At 66.6% G+C, this 18557-nt stretch carries 16 protein-coding genes; 8 read left to right on the top strand and 8 right to left on the bottom strand.

Annotation, left to right across the window (positions count from 1 at the left end; translation table 11 throughout):
- Positions 1-74 precede the first annotated feature (74 nt).
- Positions 75-1520, bottom strand: coding sequence for a helix-turn-helix domain-containing protein (locus XI04_RS30720; protein WP_028141728.1), 1446 nt, complete (start codon positions 1518-1520; stop codon positions 75-77).
- 231 nt (positions 1521-1751) lie between these two features.
- Between XI04_RS30720 and XI04_RS30715 the strand changes: the two genes are divergently transcribed.
- The 3 genes from XI04_RS30715 (at position 1752) to XI04_RS30705 (ending at position 4377) form a co-directional block, all read left to right on the top strand.
- Positions 1752-3386: an isocitrate lyase gene (locus XI04_RS30715; protein WP_028141727.1), complete on the top strand. Its 1635-nt coding sequence runs from the start codon at positions 1752-1754 to the stop codon at positions 3384-3386.
- Between the two features lie 30 nt (positions 3387-3416).
- A complete protein-coding gene (locus tag XI04_RS30710; protein WP_018323282.1) occupies positions 3417-3626 on the top strand; it encodes a DUF4170 domain-containing protein in 210 nt (69 codons plus the stop codon).
- A 196-nt stretch (positions 3627-3822) separates the two neighbouring features.
- Entirely contained in the window at positions 3823-4377 is a 555-nt protein-coding gene (locus XI04_RS30705; protein ID WP_028141726.1) for a hypothetical protein, read from the top strand.
- A 122-nt stretch (positions 4378-4499) separates the two neighbouring features.
- Here XI04_RS30705 and XI04_RS30700 read toward each other — a convergent pair whose 3' ends face one another.
- Positions 4500-5381, bottom strand: a complete 882-nt coding sequence (locus XI04_RS30700) for a metallophosphoesterase family protein (RefSeq protein WP_028141725.1) — start codon at positions 5379-5381, stop codon at positions 4500-4502.
- Between the two features lie 107 nt (positions 5382-5488).
- On the opposite strand from XI04_RS30700, the gene XI04_RS30695 reads away from it, so the two are divergent.
- Together XI04_RS30695 and XI04_RS30690 are read left to right on the top strand one after the other, a co-directional pair.
- Entirely contained in the window at positions 5489-5980 is a 492-nt protein-coding gene (locus XI04_RS30695) for an NUDIX domain-containing protein (protein ID WP_028141724.1), read from the top strand.
- 149 nt (positions 5981-6129) lie between these two features.
- The gene (locus XI04_RS30690; protein WP_271608318.1) at positions 6130-6645 is read left to right on the top strand and encodes a GNAT family N-acetyltransferase; all 516 of its coding nucleotides are present in this window, start codon (positions 6130-6132) and stop codon (positions 6643-6645) included.
- A 101-nt stretch (positions 6646-6746) separates the two neighbouring features.
- On the opposite strand, the gene XI04_RS30685 is transcribed toward XI04_RS30690, so the two are convergent.
- The 6 genes from XI04_RS30685 to XI04_RS30660 all read right to left on the bottom strand — a co-directional run bounded on the left by XI04_RS30685 (position 6747) and on the right by XI04_RS30660 (position 16717).
- Positions 6747-9116: a TonB-dependent receptor gene (locus tag XI04_RS30685; protein ID WP_271608317.1), complete on the bottom strand. Its 2370-nt coding sequence runs from the start codon at positions 9114-9116 to the stop codon at positions 6747-6749.
- A 148-nt stretch (positions 9117-9264) separates the two neighbouring features.
- Positions 9265-9669 (bottom strand): DUF2946 domain-containing protein, encoded by a 405-nt coding sequence (locus XI04_RS30680; RefSeq protein ID WP_271608316.1) that lies wholly within the window; start codon positions 9667-9669, stop codon positions 9265-9267.
- Positions 9670-9902: 233 nt separating this feature from the next.
- The gene (locus XI04_RS30675; RefSeq protein ID WP_028141720.1) at positions 9903-11966 is read right to left on the bottom strand and encodes a membrane protein; all 2064 of its coding nucleotides are present in this window, start codon (positions 11964-11966) and stop codon (positions 9903-9905) included.
- Positions 11967-11973: 7 nt separating this feature from the next.
- Positions 11974-14778: a DUF4159 domain-containing protein gene (locus XI04_RS30670; RefSeq protein WP_271608315.1), complete on the bottom strand. Its 2805-nt coding sequence runs from the start codon at positions 14776-14778 to the stop codon at positions 11974-11976.
- Positions 14775-15719 (bottom strand): DUF58 domain-containing protein, encoded by a 945-nt coding sequence (locus XI04_RS30665; RefSeq protein WP_038972158.1) that lies wholly within the window; start codon positions 15717-15719, stop codon positions 14775-14777. The genes XI04_RS30670 and XI04_RS30665 overlap by 4 nt, the downstream gene beginning before the upstream one ends.
- On the bottom strand, positions 15719-16717 hold the full coding sequence (locus XI04_RS30660) for an AAA family ATPase (protein ID WP_018323293.1): 999 nt from the start codon (positions 16715-16717) through the stop codon (positions 15719-15721). Before XI04_RS30660 ends, XI04_RS30665 begins: the two co-directional genes overlap by 1 nt.
- A gap of 297 nt (positions 16718-17014) precedes the next feature.
- Here XI04_RS30660 and XI04_RS30655 point away from each other — a divergent pair, with 297 nt between their 5' ends.
- From XI04_RS30655 to XI04_RS30645, 3 genes are read left to right on the top strand one after another with little or no spacing between them, the layout of a single operon-like run.
- On the top strand, positions 17015-17626 hold the full coding sequence (locus XI04_RS30655; protein ID WP_028141717.1) for a DUF1285 domain-containing protein: 612 nt from the start codon (positions 17015-17017) through the stop codon (positions 17624-17626).
- Positions 17623-18294 carry a CoA pyrophosphatase gene (locus XI04_RS30650; protein WP_028141716.1) on the top strand — a complete coding sequence of 224 codons (672 nt, stop codon included), beginning with the start codon at positions 17623-17625 and terminating at the stop codon, positions 18292-18294. Before XI04_RS30655 ends, XI04_RS30650 begins: the two co-directional genes overlap by 4 nt.
- The gene (locus XI04_RS30645) at positions 18291-18554 is read left to right on the top strand and encodes a DUF6111 family protein (RefSeq protein ID WP_028141715.1); all 264 of its coding nucleotides are present in this window, start codon (positions 18291-18293) and stop codon (positions 18552-18554) included. The genes XI04_RS30650 and XI04_RS30645 overlap by 4 nt, the downstream gene beginning before the upstream one ends.
- Positions 18555-18557: the final 3 nt, after the last annotated feature.

The following is an 18557-nucleotide window of genomic DNA, read 5'->3' as shown; positions in this document are numbered from 1 at the left end:
CACGTCTTTCCTCGCACGCTGAAGCGCGTGGATGGCCGGGTCAAGCCCGGCCATGACGGAGGAGAGAGTGCCCCTCACAACTCCCGCGCATTCGAGAACGCGAAGCTCGACACCCGCCGCGTCGTCTCGTCCAGGATGAGCGTGCGTGTGATCGGCGGCTCGGCGCGCTGGGCGCAGTTTTCGCGCTCGCACAGGCGGCAGTTGACGCCGATCGGCGTGCCTTCGGTTTTCTCCAGGTCGACGCCGGCGGCGTAGGTCAGGCGCGCGGCGTGACGGATCTCGCAGCCGAGCCCGATGGCGAAGCGCGGCTGCGGCAGCGGGTGCGGCGCAACGGGGCGGCGCACCATCTGCGCGATCGAGAAATAGCGCGTGCCGTCGGACAGCTCGATCACCTGCTTGAGCAGGCGATCGGGCGTATCGAAGGTCGAGTGCACGTTCCACAGCGGACAGGTGCCGCCGAATTTCGAGAACGGGAAGGTGCCGGAGGAAAAACGCTTGGAGACGTTGCCGGCATTGTCGACGCGGAGCAGGAAGAACGGGATGCCGCGCGCGTTCGGCCGCTGCAAAGTGGTGAGCCGGTGGCAGACCTGCTCGAAGCCGGAATTGAAGCGCTGCGCCAGCACGTGGATGTCGTAGTTGAGCGCCTCGGCAGCAGCGAGGAATGCCGGATAGGGCATCATGACAGCGGCGGCGAAGTAGTTGCCGAGCGTGATGCGGAACAGCCGGCGCGGGGCGTCCTCGAGCGGGCCGGCGCGGCCGATGATGGTCTCCAACTGCTGCGCGCATTCGCCGAGGCCCAGCTGGAAGGCCAGCTGGAAGGCGCGGCCGGGCGGGTCGACCAGCTCCGAGATCAGGAGCTGGCGGCGGTGGCGGTCGAAGCGCCGGAGCGTCTCGCGCATCACGTCGACAGGCATGATGCGGGTCTGGACCGAATGCTTTTCGCGCAAACGCGCGGCCAGCGCCGCATAGAGCCCTTCGGCCGGCACGTTCAGCTCGTCGCGCAAGGCTTCGGCGGCCTGCTCGAGCTCCGGAAAATAGTTGCGGTTGGCCTCGATCAGCTCGCGCACGCGCTCGACCGGATTGGTCTCGTAACGCGTGCCGACGTCGCGGTCGGCCATCTGGGCCGCGGCCAGCGTCTCGCCCTGGCGCGCCTCGGTATAGGCCGCGTAGAGCCGCTGCAGCGCATGGGTGACGCCGGGGCAGAGTTCGGCGAGGTCGCGCAGCTCCTGCTTGGGAACGTCGATCTGGCGGAATAGCGGATCGGAGAAGATCTCGTTCAGCTCGGCGAAGAATCGGTCCTCGTCGGCGGTCGCAAGGTCGCGCAAATCGAGGTCGTAGGTCTCGGCCAGCCGCAGCAGGATCTGGGCGGTCACCGGGCGCTGGTTCCGCTCGATCAGGTTGACGTAGCTCGGCGAGATCCCGAGGCCTTCGGCGATCTGGGTCTGGGACAGCCCCAATTGCTGCCGAATCCTTCGGAAGCGCGGGCCGACGAAGAGTTTCTTGCCGGATTCGGCGGCCATATCTCAGATCTCCGTGCACATGAAGGACAGCTTGGCTGACCTATATTTTTTACAAACTTTACAAAATAACATCTGTTACATGTTCTGATGTTACATGACATCACCAATAAAAAACAAGCCATCTATACGAAGTTTCTGTTTTCGCGTTTAGCTCCTGACACGCATCTCGCAATGCATTGTCAAGAATGTCGATGGCCAGCCATCGGTCATCGTCAGCGAAAGGATAGGCACATGAATTACCAGCCCCGCGGCATCAACGCGCTTCAGCGCCCGGCCTCGTATCAAGACGAGATCAAGGCGGCCCAGGCGCTCCTCGAGACCCAGCCGACCTGGAACGGGGTGTCGGCCGAGGCCGTCGCACGCATGCGCCTGCAAAACCGCTTCAGGACCGGCCTCGACGTCGCCCGCTACACCGCGGCGCTGATGCGGGCCGACATGGCCGCCTATGACAACGACCCCACCAAGTACACCCAGTCGCTGGGCTGCTGGCACGGCTTCATCGCCCAGCAGAAGCTGATCTCGGTCAAGAAGCATTTCGGCGGCAAGACCGATCGCACCTATCTGTACCTCTCGGGGTGGATGATCGCGGCGCTGCGCTCCGAGTTCGGCCCGCTGCCCGACCAGTCCATGCACGAGAAGACCTCGGTGCCGGCGCTGATCGAAGAGCTCTACACCTTCCTGCGCCAAGCGGACTCGCGTGAGCTCAACGACATCTTCCGCCTCCTCGACAAGGCGCGCAAGGAAGGCGACAAGACCCGCGAGAAGGAGCTGATCGCGAAGATCGACGGCTTCCAGACCCACGTCGTACCCGTCATCGCCGACATCGACGCCGGCTTCGGCAACGCCGAGGCGACCTATCTGCTCGCCAAGAAGATGATCGAAGCGGGCGCCTGCGCGCTGCAGATCGAGAACCAGGTCTCGGACGAGAAGCAGTGCGGCCACCAGGACGGCAAGGTCACCGTGCCGCACGAAGTGTTCATCGCGAAGATCCGCGCCTGCCGCCATGCCTTCCTCGAGCTCGGCGTCGAAGACGGTGTCATCGTGACCCGCACCGACTCGCTCGGCGCCGGCCTGACGCAGCAGATCGCCGTCAGCCACAAGCCCGGTGACATCGGCGACCAGTACAACAGCTTCCTCGATTGCGAGGAAATCACCGCGGAGAACGCCCGCAATGGCGACGTCATCATCAACCGCAACGGCAAGATGATGCGTCCGAAGCGGCTGCCCTCCAATCTGTATCAGTTCCGCCCGGGTACCGGCGAAGACCGCTGCGTGCTCGACAGCATCACCTCGCTGCAGAACGGCGCGGACCTGCTCTGGATCGAGACCGAGAAGCCGCATATCGAGCAGATCGCCAAGATGGTCGATCGCATCCGCAAGGTCATTCCGAACGCGAAGCTGGCCTACAACAACTCGCCGTCCTTCAACTGGACGCTGAACTTCCGTTGGCAGGTCTACGACGCGATGAAGGAAGCCGGCAAGGACGTCAGCAAGTACAACCGTGCCGAGCTGATGAAGCCGGAATACGACGATACGCCGCTGGCGAAGGAAGCCGACGAGCGCATCCGTACCTTCCAGGCGGATTCGGCCAAGCGCGCCGGCATCTTCCATCACCTGATCACGTTGCCGACCTATCACACGGCGGCGCTCTCGACCGACAATCTGGCGAAGGAATATTTCGGCGACCAGGGCATGCTCGGCTACGTCAAGAACGTCCAGCGCCAGGAGATCCGTCAGGGCATCGCCTGCGCCAAGCATCAGAACATGGCCGGCTCCGACATCGGCGACGACCACAAGGAATACTTCGCCGGCGAGGCTGCCCTGAAGGCGGGCGGCGTCCACAACACGATGAACCAGTTCGGCTAACGCAGCACGCTATTGGACAGGAGACTGACAATGACCAAAGGCAGCAATTTCTGGGTGATCGGCGGCGAGTTCGGTTCGATGAACTTCCACAAGCTCGTGGAAGGCTCGGCCCAGGTGCAGGGTCCGTTCAAGACCCGCAAGGAGGCCGAGGACGCCTGGCGCACGGTCTCGGAAGAGAACCGCCACAAGGCCGGCGTCCGCTTCTCCATCGTGGAAGAGCCGTCGCGCGTCTCGGCCTAAGGGCTTGGCTGCCGACCTGAATTAAGAAGACGTCCAAGGACGGATGGTCCCATCCAGGCTCTGCCTGGGTGGGATCGTCTGTTTTTGGCACAGGTCAATCGCCTGTGGGCGCCGTAAGTATCTGGAATTATGGACCCTTTGCGGGCCTCAAGGTTGCTGATAGGTTAATGGAGGAAAGTCGAGGACGAGGCCGACCATGTCAGAGCCCGAGACCAGCGGGACCCATCCCGGCCAGCCGCGCCCGGTGCGGCTGCGCGATGCGCTGCTGCGCGCGCGGATCGAGGCCGCCGACCGAACGGGCGTCGTCGTCGATCTCCGGGACGCCGAGGTGGCGCGGCTCGAGATCCTCAACGACGCGCTCGATCCCCTGTTCGCGCAGGTGCCTGACAGGATCGATCTGTTCGACCGCGGCATCAGCCAGGGCGATACGCCCAGACTCTGGATCGACGTCGTCGCCCACATCGTGATGGGGCGCGACAAGCGGATGTACCGCTTCGTCCAGGACACACGCTTTGGCCGCATCGTGCTCGCCGAATCGCACGACACCACTGTGATCGTCGAGGCCGTCACCGACTATGTCGCGCGCCGCATGGTCGAGCGCGAGCATGCGATGGTGGTCCCGCCCGAGCCGAAGCCCGCGGTCGCGCCTCCGCCGCGCCGCTCGCGCCTGTGGCCGTTCGTGTTCGGCTTCGTGCTCGGCGCCGCCGCCTTGTTCGGCCTCGCCGTGCTGGCGGCCTTGCGGAGCTGGTGAGGTATTCTCCGCCGTCATTCCGGGGCGCGCCAAAGGCGCGAGCCCGGAATCCATTCATCCACCAATTCTGCGGCCCGATGGATTCCGGGCTCGCGCATCGCGCGCCCCGGAATGACATCGAACTAGATCAGCCTCACATGCTTGATCTGCCCCATCTGAAATCCCGCCCCGAGGCTCCGCACCGTTTGCTCGCAGCGCCAGCCGGCATTGTCCTTCTCGATTCTGAAAAGATTATAGGCCGCCGCCGGGTAGCGCCCGTGCGCGAGCGCGGAGGCCGAGGGCACGCCGAGCGCGGGAATGTTGCCGTTGGGACCCTCGAACCACATCGTCGAATGAATGTGGTCGTGCCCGTGCAGGATCAGTTCGACGCCGTGGCGCTTGAGCAGCGCCAGCAGCGCGGCCGAATCTGTCATCCGCTTCTGCCGTGCATCGGACTTCAGGGGATGGTGCACCAGGAGCACGCGGAAGACGTCCTCGGCCGCGAGCCGTTCGAGCATTGCTGCAAGAGAGTCGAGTTGATCGCGCCCGAGCGTGCCCGTCGCCATCAGCGGCAGGGTCGGCACCGCCGTGGACAGGCTGATCAGCGCGAGCGGCCCGCGCCGGCGCACGGATGGAAAGCCGATGCCGCCGTCGTCGCCGGCGAGATAGGGCGCAAACGTCTCGCCGAAACGATGCGAGGTGGCGCGGACATAGGCGTCGTGATTGCCGGGAATCGCGGTGACGCGGTCGGGCGGGCCGACGCCCTCGAGCCAGGCGCGGGCAGGGGCGAACTCGGCTTCCAGCGCGAGGTTGACGAGATCGCCCGTCACCGCGATGTGGTCGGGCGCCTGCGCCTTCATGTCGGCGACCAGCGCATCGAGCACCTCGCGACGCTGGTACTTGTGGCGGTTGCGCGTCCAGTTGACGTAGCCGAGCACGCGCTTGCCGGCGAGCTCGATCAGCCGCGGTTTCGGCAAGGGCGCTAGATGCGGATCGGACAGATGGGCGAGCGTGAAGGGGGCCAGCGTGTTGGGAGTCATGGCGTGCGATTGCCTCGCTATTGCTCCGTTGTAATGGCAAGGTCGCGGGGACTGTGCAAGCGGGGCCGGGACAGCGGCCTCAAGGAAGCCTGATGGGAGATGGTCTGGACCGTATTCGACGAAAATTCGAGCCGCTGCTGCGGCGAGTCTTCCACGCCTATTTCCTTATCGTTCGCGGCATGACGCTCGGCGTCCGCGCCGTGGTGCTGGATGCCGAGAATCGGGTGTTTCTGGTCAGGCACAGCTACGTCAGCGGCTGGTACCTGCCCGGCGGCGGCGTCGACCACGGCGAGACCATGGAGCAGGCGATGCGGCGCGAGCTCAAGGAGGAGGGCGATATCGACCTCACTGGCGAGGCCGTGCTGCATGGCATCTTCCTCAACAGCCACGTTTCCCGCCGCGACCACGTCGCGGTCTACGTCGTCAGGCAGTTCAGGCAGGACCGCCTGCCCGAGGCCAACCGCGAGATCGTCGAATGCGGGTTCTTCGCGGTCACGGCGCTGCCCGACGGCACCACGCGAGGGACGCGGCTGCGGATCGCCGAAGTGCTGGACGGCCGGCCAATGGTTGCGACGTGGCGCTGAGGACGGCCTGTGCGAGTGCGTCAGGAGTTGGAGTTGAACGAATGCAAGCCGAGGGTTTCAGAACACCTCTCCCGTCGACCTTGAAAAGGAGCTGAGCGCCTTGTTGCCCGATGGACCGCGCTGCGTTCAGGTGCTATCCCGCGATTGACATGACCGATCTCTCACTGACCATCCTCCCCGAGGCCGCTGGCGATGCCCAATCGATCGAGCGGCTGCACGAACGCACCTTCGGTCCCGGCCGCTTCGTGCTCAGCGCCTACAGGATCCGCGAGCACGTCGACCATCTGCTCGAATTGTCCTTCACCGCGCGCATCGGCACGCTGCTGGTCGGCTCGGTCAGGCAATTGCCGGTCCTGGTCGGCGAGACGCCGGCGCTGCTGCTCGGCCCGCTGACGGTCGAGCCGCCATTCCGCGGCCGCGGTGTCGGCCGTCTGCTGATGGAGCGCGCGCTAAAGGATGCGAAGGCGAAAGGTCACCGCCTCGTGCTGCTGGTCGGCGACGAGCCCTATTACAGCCGCGTCGGATTCAAGCCGGTCCCGAAGGGCCGCGTCACCATGCCTGGCCCGGTCGACGCCGCCCGCATCCTGGTGTTCGAGCTCGTCGACGGCGCCTTCGAAGGCATGTCGGGCCCGGTCGGCCCGGACTGGAGCAAGGCGCGGAAGTAGTTCGGGCTACCACTCTGTGCACTACGAGACGACAGCGGCTCCGCAATGACGGGGTGAGAAAGCCGGTGTGCCGGGGCCCCCTGGCCCCGACGCACCCAAGATCAGAACTTGAAGTTCGCGAATGCGCGCACGCCGATGCCGGGCATCAGCACCTCGTCCTTGGTATAGGACACCGAGTTGCGGATGTTCTCGTTGAGGAGATTGTTGCCGACGATGCCGGCCATCATCTCGCGCGCGCCGAACCAGTTGCGGTCGAGCTTGGTCTTGTAGCTGACCTCGGCCTTCAACAGATTGTAGCCCGCCGTCGGCGTCTCCGCGATCAATGCGACGTTGTTCTGCGCGAAGGCGTGTAACAGGTTGACGCGCATCAGCCAGTTGTCGTCGCGCCAAAATACGCCGCCGCCCATTCGCATGGGGGGAATGCGCGGCACGTTGGTGCCGTCGCTGAAGGTGGCGCGGACGAAGTCGAGCTGATTCTCGATACCCCAGATGCCACCCTGGAACGCGCCGACGTCGAGCTGCGACTGGAATTCGCCGCCGCGGAAATTGGCATTGCGCTGCGAGTAGACCGCCTGGTTCAGCTCGGCGCCCGGCGTGCCGCAGGAGGCAAAGTCGTCATCGCAGGACACGCCGGTGAGGCGGCGATAGATGAAATTGTCGAAATGCGTGTAGTAAACGGTTGCCTCGAAGCGGAACGGCCCCGTCACCCTGCGCACACCGAGCTCGATCGATTTTGCGGTCTCGATGGTGAGGTTGGGATTGCCGATGTCGAAGGTCGCGGTCGCGTCATGGCCGCCGCGTGAAAACAGCTCGGCCGCCTTCGGCGCGCGCTCGACATATTGTGCGGTGATGCTGCCGACCATGCCGCCCGGCAGATCCTGCAGCAGGCCGATGCTGCCGCTCTTGGGCGTGAAGGACGGATTGCGCGCGATCGCCGCCTGCGGCGTGCCGTCGGGCAAATAATCGGCCGGGAAGTCCGGCGTCGTGCCGTGCAGCTCGACATGCTCGATGCGGCCGGCGATCTGCGCCCGCGTCGCCTCGGTGAACTTGAACTCGTTAAAGGCGTAGCCCGCGACGCGCGTGCTGTTGTTCGGATCCCACAGGCCGTTGAACAGCGTGCCGGGATTGTCCGGGCTCGGCGCGCTCAATTCCTGATGCCCGACCTGGAAGCCCAGCGCCGTCGTCACTTCGGCGAAGCGCGCATTGAACGGCATCAGCTGCACCTCGGTGCGGATTTCCTGCTCCTTGTTGGTGAAGGTCTGCCTGATGCCGTCGCTGTTGAGGTCGGCGGGATCGGCAAGTCCGATCTCATTGTGCCGGTAGTCGGTCGCACCGGCCCAGAAGCGGACGGTGTCGATCGCGGCGGCGTCGGGATGATATTCGCCCTTGACGTTGATCTTGGTCTGGTGGCCGTCGATCCGCGTGCGGTGGTCGGCGCCGTCGATGCCGGGGATGTGGTAGAGCGAATCGTTTTGCGTGATCGATGCGCCGATATAGCCGCCCTGGAAGAAGTAGGAGCCGCCGATCGAGGCGCCATCCGAGCGCGTCGCCGAGTTCGGCTGGCGGCCGTTCACCGGGCGCGATTGATCGTTCAGATAGGGATAGCCCGGAATCGAATAGTCCGAGGTCGTGCGGCCATAGGCGTCGGCATGAAACGCAAAATTGCCGCCGCCGGTGTCGAGCAGTACGCCGCTTTCGACGCCGCGATCGACCGAAGAGAACGCGGTGCGGGTCTCGGCGGTGGCGCAAGGCGATGTTGCGGCGGTCGCGAGCGGCGCTTTGGTCGGCAGGCCGTAAGCCTGGAATGACGGAGCGCAGGAAGGCAGCGCATCCGGAATCCGGTTGTTGGTGGCGCTGACGACGCCGCCGATCGAGGTTGAGCCGTAGCGCAGCGCGGCGGGCCCGCGCACCACTTCGATCTGGTTGGTCGCGAGCGGATCGATCGGCACGAAATGATCCTCGCCGAGATCGGACGCACCGCTCGAATTGGTGCCGTTCTCGACGATGCCGACGCGGTTGACGTCGAGACCCCGGATGATCGGCCGGCTGGAGGCGCCGGGCGCGAAGCTCGAGCCGGTGATGCCTGGCTTGGAGAACAGGAGATCGCCGAGCTGGCCGCCGCCCTCGCGGCGGATCTCCTCGTTCGGCACCACCGTGACCGTCGCGAACTGGTTGGTCACAATAGGCAGCACGCCCTGCTGAGGCGCGGCGGGCACGGCGGCTGCCGGCTCTGCTTCCGCCGCTTGTTGGCGGCTGCGCACCCGCGCGGTCCGCGTGCCGCGGCCGGGGTTGCGCGACGGCACCACCGCTCTGCGCACGATAGGGCTCGGAGCCGTCACGGTGACGGCGGGGATCTCGGTCGACGATTTCTCTTGCGCAGGCGTTTGGGCGAAAGCGGGCGTGGCGGCGGCGCCGAGCAGGAGCAGGCTCGCTCCGCCAAGACGCTGCGCGCGTCGCAATTTGAATGACATGGTCCTGATTCCAGTCAGGCGCCGTCCGCATGATTGTGGGCTGATCGGAGGCGGCCTGCCGTCGCGGCGCGACGGAATTCGACTTCAACGTCTCCCGGGCATTTGCCGATGCGCGGCGAGCCCGGGCGTGATCAAGCGATGTTGAGAGTCAGGACGCGGGAGGGGCGCGCGGCTGGAACGCCGTGCCGGCCGATTTCAGATGGAGAAACTCGGCATCGGTGGTGCGGTGGAGCAGCTCGATCGCCTGCGGCAGCAGCAGCACGGGCGGCGTCGCCGACACGACGGTGCCCGCCATCGCGACGACGGCGCAGATCGCGCAATTGTCCTCGCCCTGATGCTCGCGGTCGGGAACGGCCGGCGATTGCTTCTGGATCGCGGCGCGGTCGACCGCAGCAACGCCGTTGGCGCCGTCGGTCTGCTGGAGCGAGGATTGGGTGAGCGGCGCGGCCTGCGCGAACCAGTGGCTGTGCCCGAACGTCAGCGCGAACTGCACCAGCATCGCGAACAACGCGAGCCGGGCGCCGTGCCTGATATTCGACCGAAACCACTTCATCCGGAAAAGCCACCCCCACGTCGCGAGGCGCCAATCCCTGACGTCGCGATGTTATAATGTAACATCGCAGGAACGGTCAGCTTATGTCAACGGCGGTCGGGCGATCTCGCGCGGGTGGCCGCGCGATGTGTCGTTCGGGCAACTAGAGTGGGATGAGCTTTGGTTGAATGGTGCGCACCCAGAACTCGAAACACCTCTCCCCGTCGGGGGGAGGTGAACCGTAGCCGATTGGATCAACGCCCCTCGCGGACCCAGGTCGCCGCAAACGCGCCGAGCAGCAGCAGCAGGCCGATCAGGCCGGCGAAGATCGGCAGCACGCCGACGCCCTTGACGACGCTGGCGTCGCGCATCCGCACCCCCATCCAGCCGTCGCCGGCAAAGACGCTGGCCGAGCGCACCGGCAGGATGCGCGGCAGCTCGACGTCGGCGCCGCTCGCCACGCGCACGGCGTTGCCGCCGGTCGCCTGCGTCAGCGGCCTCAATGTATCGACGGTGGAGGTGACTTCCGAAAACTCCTTCGGATTGGTCGGGCCGACATTGATCAACGCCTTCAGCGTGCCGTCGGTAGCCTGCCACAGGCCGAGCTCGCTCGCGGGAAGGCTGGCGCGCCATTCGCCGGGATCGCCGGGGCTCAGCGTCAGATCCTGCGACGCGCCGGACGGCGAGGTTACGCTCACCGGCTGGACGCTGTCGGCCATGGTCTGACGCACCACGACGAGGTTCTTGCCCTGCACCTGCAGACGCAGCGCCTCCTCGTCGAGGTCCGGCTGCTTCATCAGCCAGTGCGACATCCGCCTGAGCAGGTCCAGGTGCGGGCCGCCGCCCTCATAGCCGCGCGCCCACAGCCAGATGTGGTCGGAAAGCAGAAGCGCGACGCGGCCCTCGCCGAAGCGCGACAGGAACAGAAGCGGCTTGCCGTCGGCCCCCGTCATCACCGGCGGGTTGACGGAATTGCGGGTGTCGACGGTGCGGAAGAAACGGCTCCAGCGCGGCGGCTCGCTGGCGGAGCCCTCCAGGGCGCGCGTGACGGGGTGGCGTTTGCCGATGTCGGACAGATGCGCATAGAACGGTTTTTCCGTCACGCCGACCGGCTCGGCCGGCAGCACCGAATCCAGCGGCGTGCGCCAGATGCTGGTGTTGGAGGCGTAGTCGGGGCCGGCCGAGACCAGCACCGCGCCGCCGCCGCGCACATAGCGCGCGATGTTGTCGAAATAGGCGATCGGCAGCACGCCCTGGCGGGCGTAGCGATCGAAGATGATCAGCTGGAATTCGTTGATCTTCTGCTGGAACAGCTCGCGGGTCGGAAACGCGATCAGCGACAATTCGTTGATCGGCGTGCCGTCCTGCTTCTCCGGCGGACGCAGAATGGTGAAATGCACGAGGTCGACGCTGGCGTCGGACTTGAGCAGATTGCGCCAGGTCCGCTCGCCCGAATGCGGCTCGCCCGAGACCAGCAGCACGCGCAGCTTGTCGCGCACGCCGTCGATGGCGACGACGGCGCGGTTGTTCACCGGCGTCAGCTCTCTCTCGAGCGGCGAGGCCTCGATCTCGACGATGTTCGGGCCGGCATGCTTGATGTCGACGTCGACGCTCGCAGCCTGGCCGCTCGAGAGCGTGCGCTCGTTGATGACCTCGCCGTCCCTGCGGATCGTGACCTTGGCGCGCTCGCCCGTGACGCCCTGGTCGTCGAGGCGGTAGCTGATGGTCTGGGTCTGGCCGACGATGCCAAAGCGCGGAGCGGCCGTGATCGCGATGCGGCGGTCGCGCTCGTCCTTCTGGCCGGTGATCAGCGCATGCACCGGCGCCTGGAAGCCAAGCGCCGTGGCGCTGGCCGGAATGTCGTGGACGCGGCCGTCGGTGATCAGGAACGCGCCGGCGACCCGGTCGACCGGCACGTCCGACAAGACCGAGGCGAGGGCGCCGAACAGCTTGGTGCCGTCGGTCTCGCCGTCGGCCTGTCCGGCCTCAACGACACGGACTTCGAGCCCCTTGACCTTCTTCAGGCTGTCGACCAGCGCTTCCTGCGCTTGCGCAGCCTCCCGATTGCGGTTGCCGAAATTCTGGCTCGGGCTCTTGTCGACGACGACAGCCGCGACCGAGGTGAGGGGATCACGGTCCTCGCGGGTGAAGGAGGGATTGGCGAGCGCGAGCAGGAACAGCGCCAGCGCGGCCACGCGCACGGCGGCGCCGCGCGCGCGCGCGACCAGCAGCACGATCGCGATGACGACGATCGCGGCGAGCGCGATCCACAGCACGATCGCGGGGACAAGCGGCGTGAATGCGATGCCGTAATTCATCTCAATCCTATTGCCCCAGCCGTTCGATCAGGGCCGGTGCGTGCACCTGGTCGGCCTTGTAGTTGCCGGTCAGCGTGTACATCACGATGTTGGCGCCGGCGCGGTAGGCGAATTCGCGCTGGCGGGTGTCGCCGCCGGTCACCGGCAGCATGGCCTGGCCGTCGGGCCGCACCGCCCAGGCGCCGGCAAGATCGTTCGAGGTGATGATGATCGGCGAGACGCCGTCGCCACCGCGCGCCGGCCGCTGCGCGCTGTCCTCGTCCTCGTCGCGCGGCAGGGTCTCGACCCAGGTCTGGCCGGTGACGAAGCGACCGGGGAAGTCGCGCAGCAGGTAGAAGGTCTTGGTCAGCACGTGCTCGCGCGGCACCGGCTCGAGTTCGGGCACGTCGAGCGACGACAGGATCTCGCGCAGCGTTTGCATGCCCGGGGTCTGCGCGGCGCCGTTGGCGCCCGGCGGCGCTTCGATCGCGTCGCGGGTGTCGAACAGCACGGTGCCGCCCTGCTTCATGTAGGCGTCGATCTTGTTGATGGCGTCCTGCGGCGGCTTGGGCGCGCCCGGCACGATCGGCCAGTAGATCAGCGGGAAGAAGGCGAGTTCGTCGCGCGCGGGGTCGATGCCGACGGGATCGCCGGCCTCGAGCGCAGTGCGCTGCGCCAGGAACAGCGTCAGTCCGGACATGCCGGCCCTGACGATGGAATCGACGTCGGCATTGCCTGTGACGACATAGGCGAGGCGGGTCTGCGACGTCGCCTTCATCGCGAAATCGTCCGCGGCGCTGTCGGCGCGTGACGGCGCGGGCGAGAGCGAGGCGAACAGCAGGCCAAGCACGATCATCGCGGGCGCGGCGCGGCGGCGCAGCAGCGCGGCGATCCCGCCGCCGAGCACCGCGACGATGATGGCGTCGATCAGGAACAGCGCGAGCGCCGTCGACAGCAGCCAGCCGCGCAGGTCCCGCGGCTCGGCATTGGTGTAGGTGGCGTGCCGGGCGCGCAGGCTCGTGGTGTTCAGCGCGGCGATGCGGTCGGCGCTGGCAAGCGTGTTCACGGCAAGCGGTCCTTCGGCCGGGCCATAGAAGCCCGGCGGATGATCCGACGTGGCGCGGTCGCGGTAATCCGCGGGCAGCGGCTTTGCGGTCGCCGGCGGCGGGCCGAAGGCGCCAAAACCGTCGAGAATGTGCAGCGGCGCCACCGTCTCGGTGGTCGCTTCGCTGGCAACGCCTGGGCCTGGCTTTGACGTGTAGCCGGACATGTCGACGACCCGCCGCAGCATTTCGACGAAGGTGCCCGACATCGGCAGATCCGACCAGCGCATGTCGGCGCTGACGTGGAACAGGCTGACGAGGCCCTTGCCGCGATGCTCGCCGGTGACCAGCGGCGTGCCGTCTTCCAGCGAGGCCCAGCTCTTGGTGGCGAGCACGGCATCGGGCTCGGCCAGCACCTGGCGGCTCACGGTGACATCCTTGGGGACAGCGACGCCGGCAAACGGTCCGTCGGCCGCGAAGGTCGCAAGATGCTGCGGCTTCTCCCAGGTCAGGCTGCCGCCGAGCGTGCGGCCGCCCTTACGCAGCTTGACCGGCACGAGATCGTCCTCGGCCTGCGCCAGCCGGGGGCCGGCGAAGCGCACCAGCACGCCGCCCTGGTCGACCCAGGCATTGAGGCGCTCGCGCAGCTCCGGCGCGATGGTGCCGACATCAGCAAGGATGATCATCGGCAGTTTCTGGTCCAAAAATTGTGTGATGCCCTGCTGCGGCGAGCCCTTGTCGGCGAGCCTGACGTCGGCGAACGGCGCCAGCGCGCGGGTGAGATAGAAGGTCGGCGCCAGCAGCGGCTGCGCGGTCTCGCTGGTCGCACCCGAGACGATGCCGATGGCGCGGCGGCGCCAGCGCTTGTCGAGCAGCTGCACCGCGCCGGCGGAGCGCTCGCCCGAGATCTCGAGCCGCGTGATGTCGTTGCGCAGCTCGACCGGCAGATCGAACGCCGCGTCGGTCTCCTTGTCCTGCGGACCGAACGTATAGCGGGCCTCTCCGATCGGCGAGGCCTTCTGGTCCAGCGCGCGCACGGTGCCCATGGCGATGCCGCTGTCGGTGCGCAGCACCTTCACCGTCATCTTCGCCGCGGCGTTCTCGGCCGCGACCAGCGCCAGCGGCGAGGAGGTGCCGCCTTCGAACACGATCAGGCTGCGATCGCCGATGGTCTTGCCGAGGCCAGCGACGAAGTCCTCGCCGCGGCCGGTGTCGACGCCGTCGGACAGCCAGGCGATCTCGCAGTCGCCGGTGGCTTTCAGGAAGCGGTCGACCGCGGCCAGCGTCTCGACGCGGTCGATCGAATAGGGCTTTGGCGCGAGCTGCTGCAGCGCGACGCGCGCCGCGCCCGCCGGCATCAGGGTGATGTCGCGGTTCGGCTCGGATAGCGGCACCAGCGCGATGGCGCGGCGGTCGTTTTCGGCATTGGCGATCAGCTCGTCGGCGGCCCTGATCCTGACGTCCCAGTGCGACGCGGCGCTCCAGCCGTCGTCGAGCATGATCATCAGCGGCGCCTTGCTGTCGGCTGCGCCAACTTGCGGATTCCAGATCGGGCCGGCAGCCGCGAAAATGACGAGAGCCGCTGCCAGGAGACGCAACGCGGTCAGCCACCACGGCGTCCGCGAGGGCGTCTCCTCCCGGGGGGAGATGTCGAACAACAGGCGCGTCGGCGGAAACTCGATGCGGCGCGGCCGCGGCGGCATCACGCGCAGCAGCCACCACAGCACGGGCAGGCTGACGAGGCCGATCAGGAGCAGCGGTTCGGTGAAGGCGAGCGGCAGTCCCATCATGCGGCCGGCCCCACCTTGATCGTCGTGGTGCGGGCGCCCGACTTGCTCACCTGCATGCCGGCATGCAGGAACAGCAGCAGCTCGGCGGCGGAGCGGTCGGTGGCGTGCGTGGTGAACAGCCAGTCCAGCTTGTTGGTCTCGGCGCGGATCTGGTCGCGGTGCAGCGCGAGCCGCGCGGTGTAATCCTGCGCCCAGCTCTCGGCGCGGCCGGCGGTGATCACGCCGAAGCCTTCCGGCTCGACGAACTCGACGCGGCCGGAATAGGGGAACGATTCTTCGGCGGGATCGACGATTTGCACCATCGTGCCATGCGCGCCGGAGCCGGAGAGGCCTGTGAGCGTCGTCTTGATTTCCGCGATCGGCGACCAGAAATCCGACAGCACGATGATCTCGGCCAGCGCCGCCGGCACAAAGGACGGCGGCAGGCTGAGGCGGTCGGCATCGTCATGCAGCATCGCCTGCGCCATCTTGTCGATCACGCTGCGGCTCGCGGTCGGCGCCATCAGGCCGGGAATGCCGACACGCTCGCCGCCGGACACCAGCAGCTCGGCCAGCGCGAAGGCGACGATCAGCGTGCGCTCGAGCTTGGACTCGCGCGCGGTCTTCGAGGCGAACGCCATCGACGGCGAGCGGTCCGGCCAGATCCACACCGTGTGCGAGGCTTCCCATTCGAGCTCGCGGACATAGAGATGGTCGTCGCGCGCCGAGCGGCGCCAGTCGACGTTCTGTGCCGGCTCGCCGGAGACGAAGCGGCGGTATTGCCAGAAATTCTCGCCGGAGCCGGCGCGGCGCCTTCCGTGCAGGCCGTGGATGACGTTGGCGGCTATGCGGCGGGCTTCGAGCACCAGGCGCGGCAAGGAAGCTGCGAGCGTGCGGCTTTCGCCATCGGCACGTCGGATCGCGATGATCTCCTTCGCTGTGTGCCCGTTCTCCGCTGCCATCAACCGATCCGTGTCTTCAATTGCCGGATCACGTCCGGAATCGTGCGGCCCTCGGCGCGCGCCTGGAACGTCAGCGCCATGCGGTGCTTCAGCACGGGTTCAGCGAGGTCGAGCACGTCGTCGACCGACGGCGCCAGGCGTCCGTCGATCAGCGCGCGCGCGCGCACGGCCAGCATCAAGGATTGGCTGGCTCGCGGGCCGGGGCCCCAGGCGATGAACTTGCCGGCTTCGCCGGCGTCCGGACCGGGACGGGCCGAGCGCACCAGCGACAGGATCGCCTCGACGACGGAATCGCCGACCGGCAGGCGCCGGATCAGCCGCTGCGCCGTGATCAGCGCGTCCGCGGTCATCGAACCCCTCGCCAGCGTCTCCTCGGCGCCGGTGGTCTCGAACAGGATGCGGCGTTCGGCGTCGCGATCGGGATAGTCGACGTCGATCTCCATCAGGAAACGGTCGAGCTGCGCTTCGGGCAGCGGATAGGTGCCTTCCTGCTCCAGCGGGTTTTGCGTCGCGAGCACGTGGAAAGGCTTCGGCAGATCGTGGCGTGCGCCGGCCACGGTGATGTGCTGCTCCTGCATCGCCTGCAGCAGCGCCGATTGCGTGCGCGGGCTGGCGCGGTTGATCTCGTCCGCCATCAAGAGCTGCGCGAACACCGGACCTGCGATGAAGCGGAAGGCGCGCCTCCCCGCGGTGCTCTCATCCAGCACCTCGGCGCCGAGAATGTCCGACGGCATCAGATCGGGCGTGAACTGGATGCGCTTGGCATCGAGACCGAGCGTCACGCCGAGCGTCTCGACCAGCTTGGTCTTGGCAAGGCCGGGCACGCCGATCAGCAGCGCATGGCCGCCGGAGAGGATGGTGACCAGCGTGTTCTCGATCACGCGATCCTGGCCGAAGATGACGGACGCGATCGCATCCTTCGCCGCGCGAATCTGGCTCGACACCTGCTCGGCCGAACGAACGATCCCGTCCTCGAGTTTCTCGACACTCTCCGCCATCCGTTTAGCTCCTTCAGCCTGCCACGCGGCTTGCTTGCGCCGTCACGTCACCACGTCACGGATCATCACGTCAGATCATCACGTCAACTCATGGGCCTATGCTAGACTTGCAGGAAGGCCATGTATTCGTTGAATTAACCTATCCCCACCTTATCGGCTTCGGGTTATGTACGGCATCACGAAGTGGCGACCTCCCCCACCGGACTAATCCGGGGTGGAACCGTGCACCCGATTACAACGTAGACGTACAAGTCAGACTTGCACCAATCGTGCCAAAGGACAAAGTCAGGGCAAACCATGGCGAACCAAGGGCAGAGCGCCGATCGCGGTCTTGAGGGGCTGACTGCCGCCGCCAAAAGTGCTGCCAATGCCGAAGGCGCCAAGAGGGGGCTGCCTCCGGTGCATCTGTGGAATCCGCCGTTTTGCGGCGATCTCGACATCCGAATCGCCTCCGATGGTACTTGGTTCTACTTGGGGACGCCAATCGGGCGCCCCGCTCTGGTGCGGCTGTTCTCGACCATCCTCAAGCGCGAGGGCGACAAGCATTTCCTGGTCACGCCGGTGGAGAAGGTCGGCATCCGGGTCGACGACGCGCCCTTCATGGCGGTCGAGATGCAGAAGGACGGCGAGGGCAACCACCGCGTGCTGCGCTTCCGCACCAATGTCGACGACTGGGTCACCTGCGATGCCACGCACCGGCTGCGTTTCGAGCAGGCCAGGGACGGCGGGCTGACGCCGTATCTGCACGTTCGCGCCGAGCTCTGGGCCAAGGTCACAAGGGCGCTCTATTACGATCTGGTTGACATGGGCGAGGAGCGGATGGTCGATGGCCAGCCGATGTTCGGCGTCGAATCGGCTGGCGAATTCTTCGCCATGGCCGATGCGGAGCAGGTGAGGGCCGCGCTTTGAACAAGCCTATCTTGAAGAGCGATCCTGTCGCCGCCGGCGCGGCGGATTTCTTCGCCCGCTCCAGGGCGAAGCTCGGCTTCGACGTTCCGCTCGGCCTCTACGATCCGAACATCATTCCCGCCTCGGGCGATCCCGGCACCGACAAGATGCTCGAGATCGTCGCGCGCGAGCAGCCGGTGCGCCCCGCGGCGGTCCTGATCGCGGTGGTCGATCATCCCGAGCCGACCATCTTGCTGACGCAGCGCTCGGCGCATCTCAACGACCATGCCGGCCAGATCGCTTTCCCCGGCGGCAAGATCGACGCCACCGACGCCTCGCCGCTGGATGCGGCGCTGCGCGAGGCCGAGGAGGAGGTCGGGCTGTCCAGAGACTTCGTCGAGCCGATCGGTTATCTCGATCTCTACGGCACCGCCTTCGGCTTCCGCATCCTGCCGACGGTCGCCAGGGTCAGGCCCGGCTTCGAGCTCACCATCAACCATTCCGAGGTTGATGATGCGTTCGAGGTGCCGCTATCCTTCCTGATGAACCCGGTGAACCACCAGGTGCACAGCAAGGAATTCCGCGGCATGGAGCGGTTCTACTACGCGATGCCGTTCGCGGAACGCTACATCTGGGGTGCGACGGCCGGCATGCTGCGTGTGCTGTATGAGCGGATCTATTCATCATGATCCGGCCGGTTCTGACCGAGATCGGAATCTTCCTCATTCCCTTTGCCGTCTACGCGTTGTTCCTGGCCGCGACGCGGTCCGGCCTGTTCGCGCGTTCCTCCTGGCCGGTCGCGGTCGTCGCGCGTCTTGCGCTGGCGGCGATCGTGCTGGTCATTGCGGGCCTGATCGGACTTGCGCACTTCTCCGGCGCCGCTCCGGATTCGACTTACGTTCCCGCCCATATCGAGAACGGCCGGCTGGTGCCGGGCGTGGAAAAATAGGGG

This window comes from Bradyrhizobium sp. CCBAU 11430 (assembly GCF_028128855.1).
Taxonomy (GTDB): domain Bacteria; phylum Pseudomonadota; class Alphaproteobacteria; order Rhizobiales; family Xanthobacteraceae; genus Bradyrhizobium; species Bradyrhizobium ottawaense.
The sequence above is the reverse complement of the archived record's forward strand: the minus strand, read 5'-3'. Positions and strand labels throughout refer to the sequence as shown.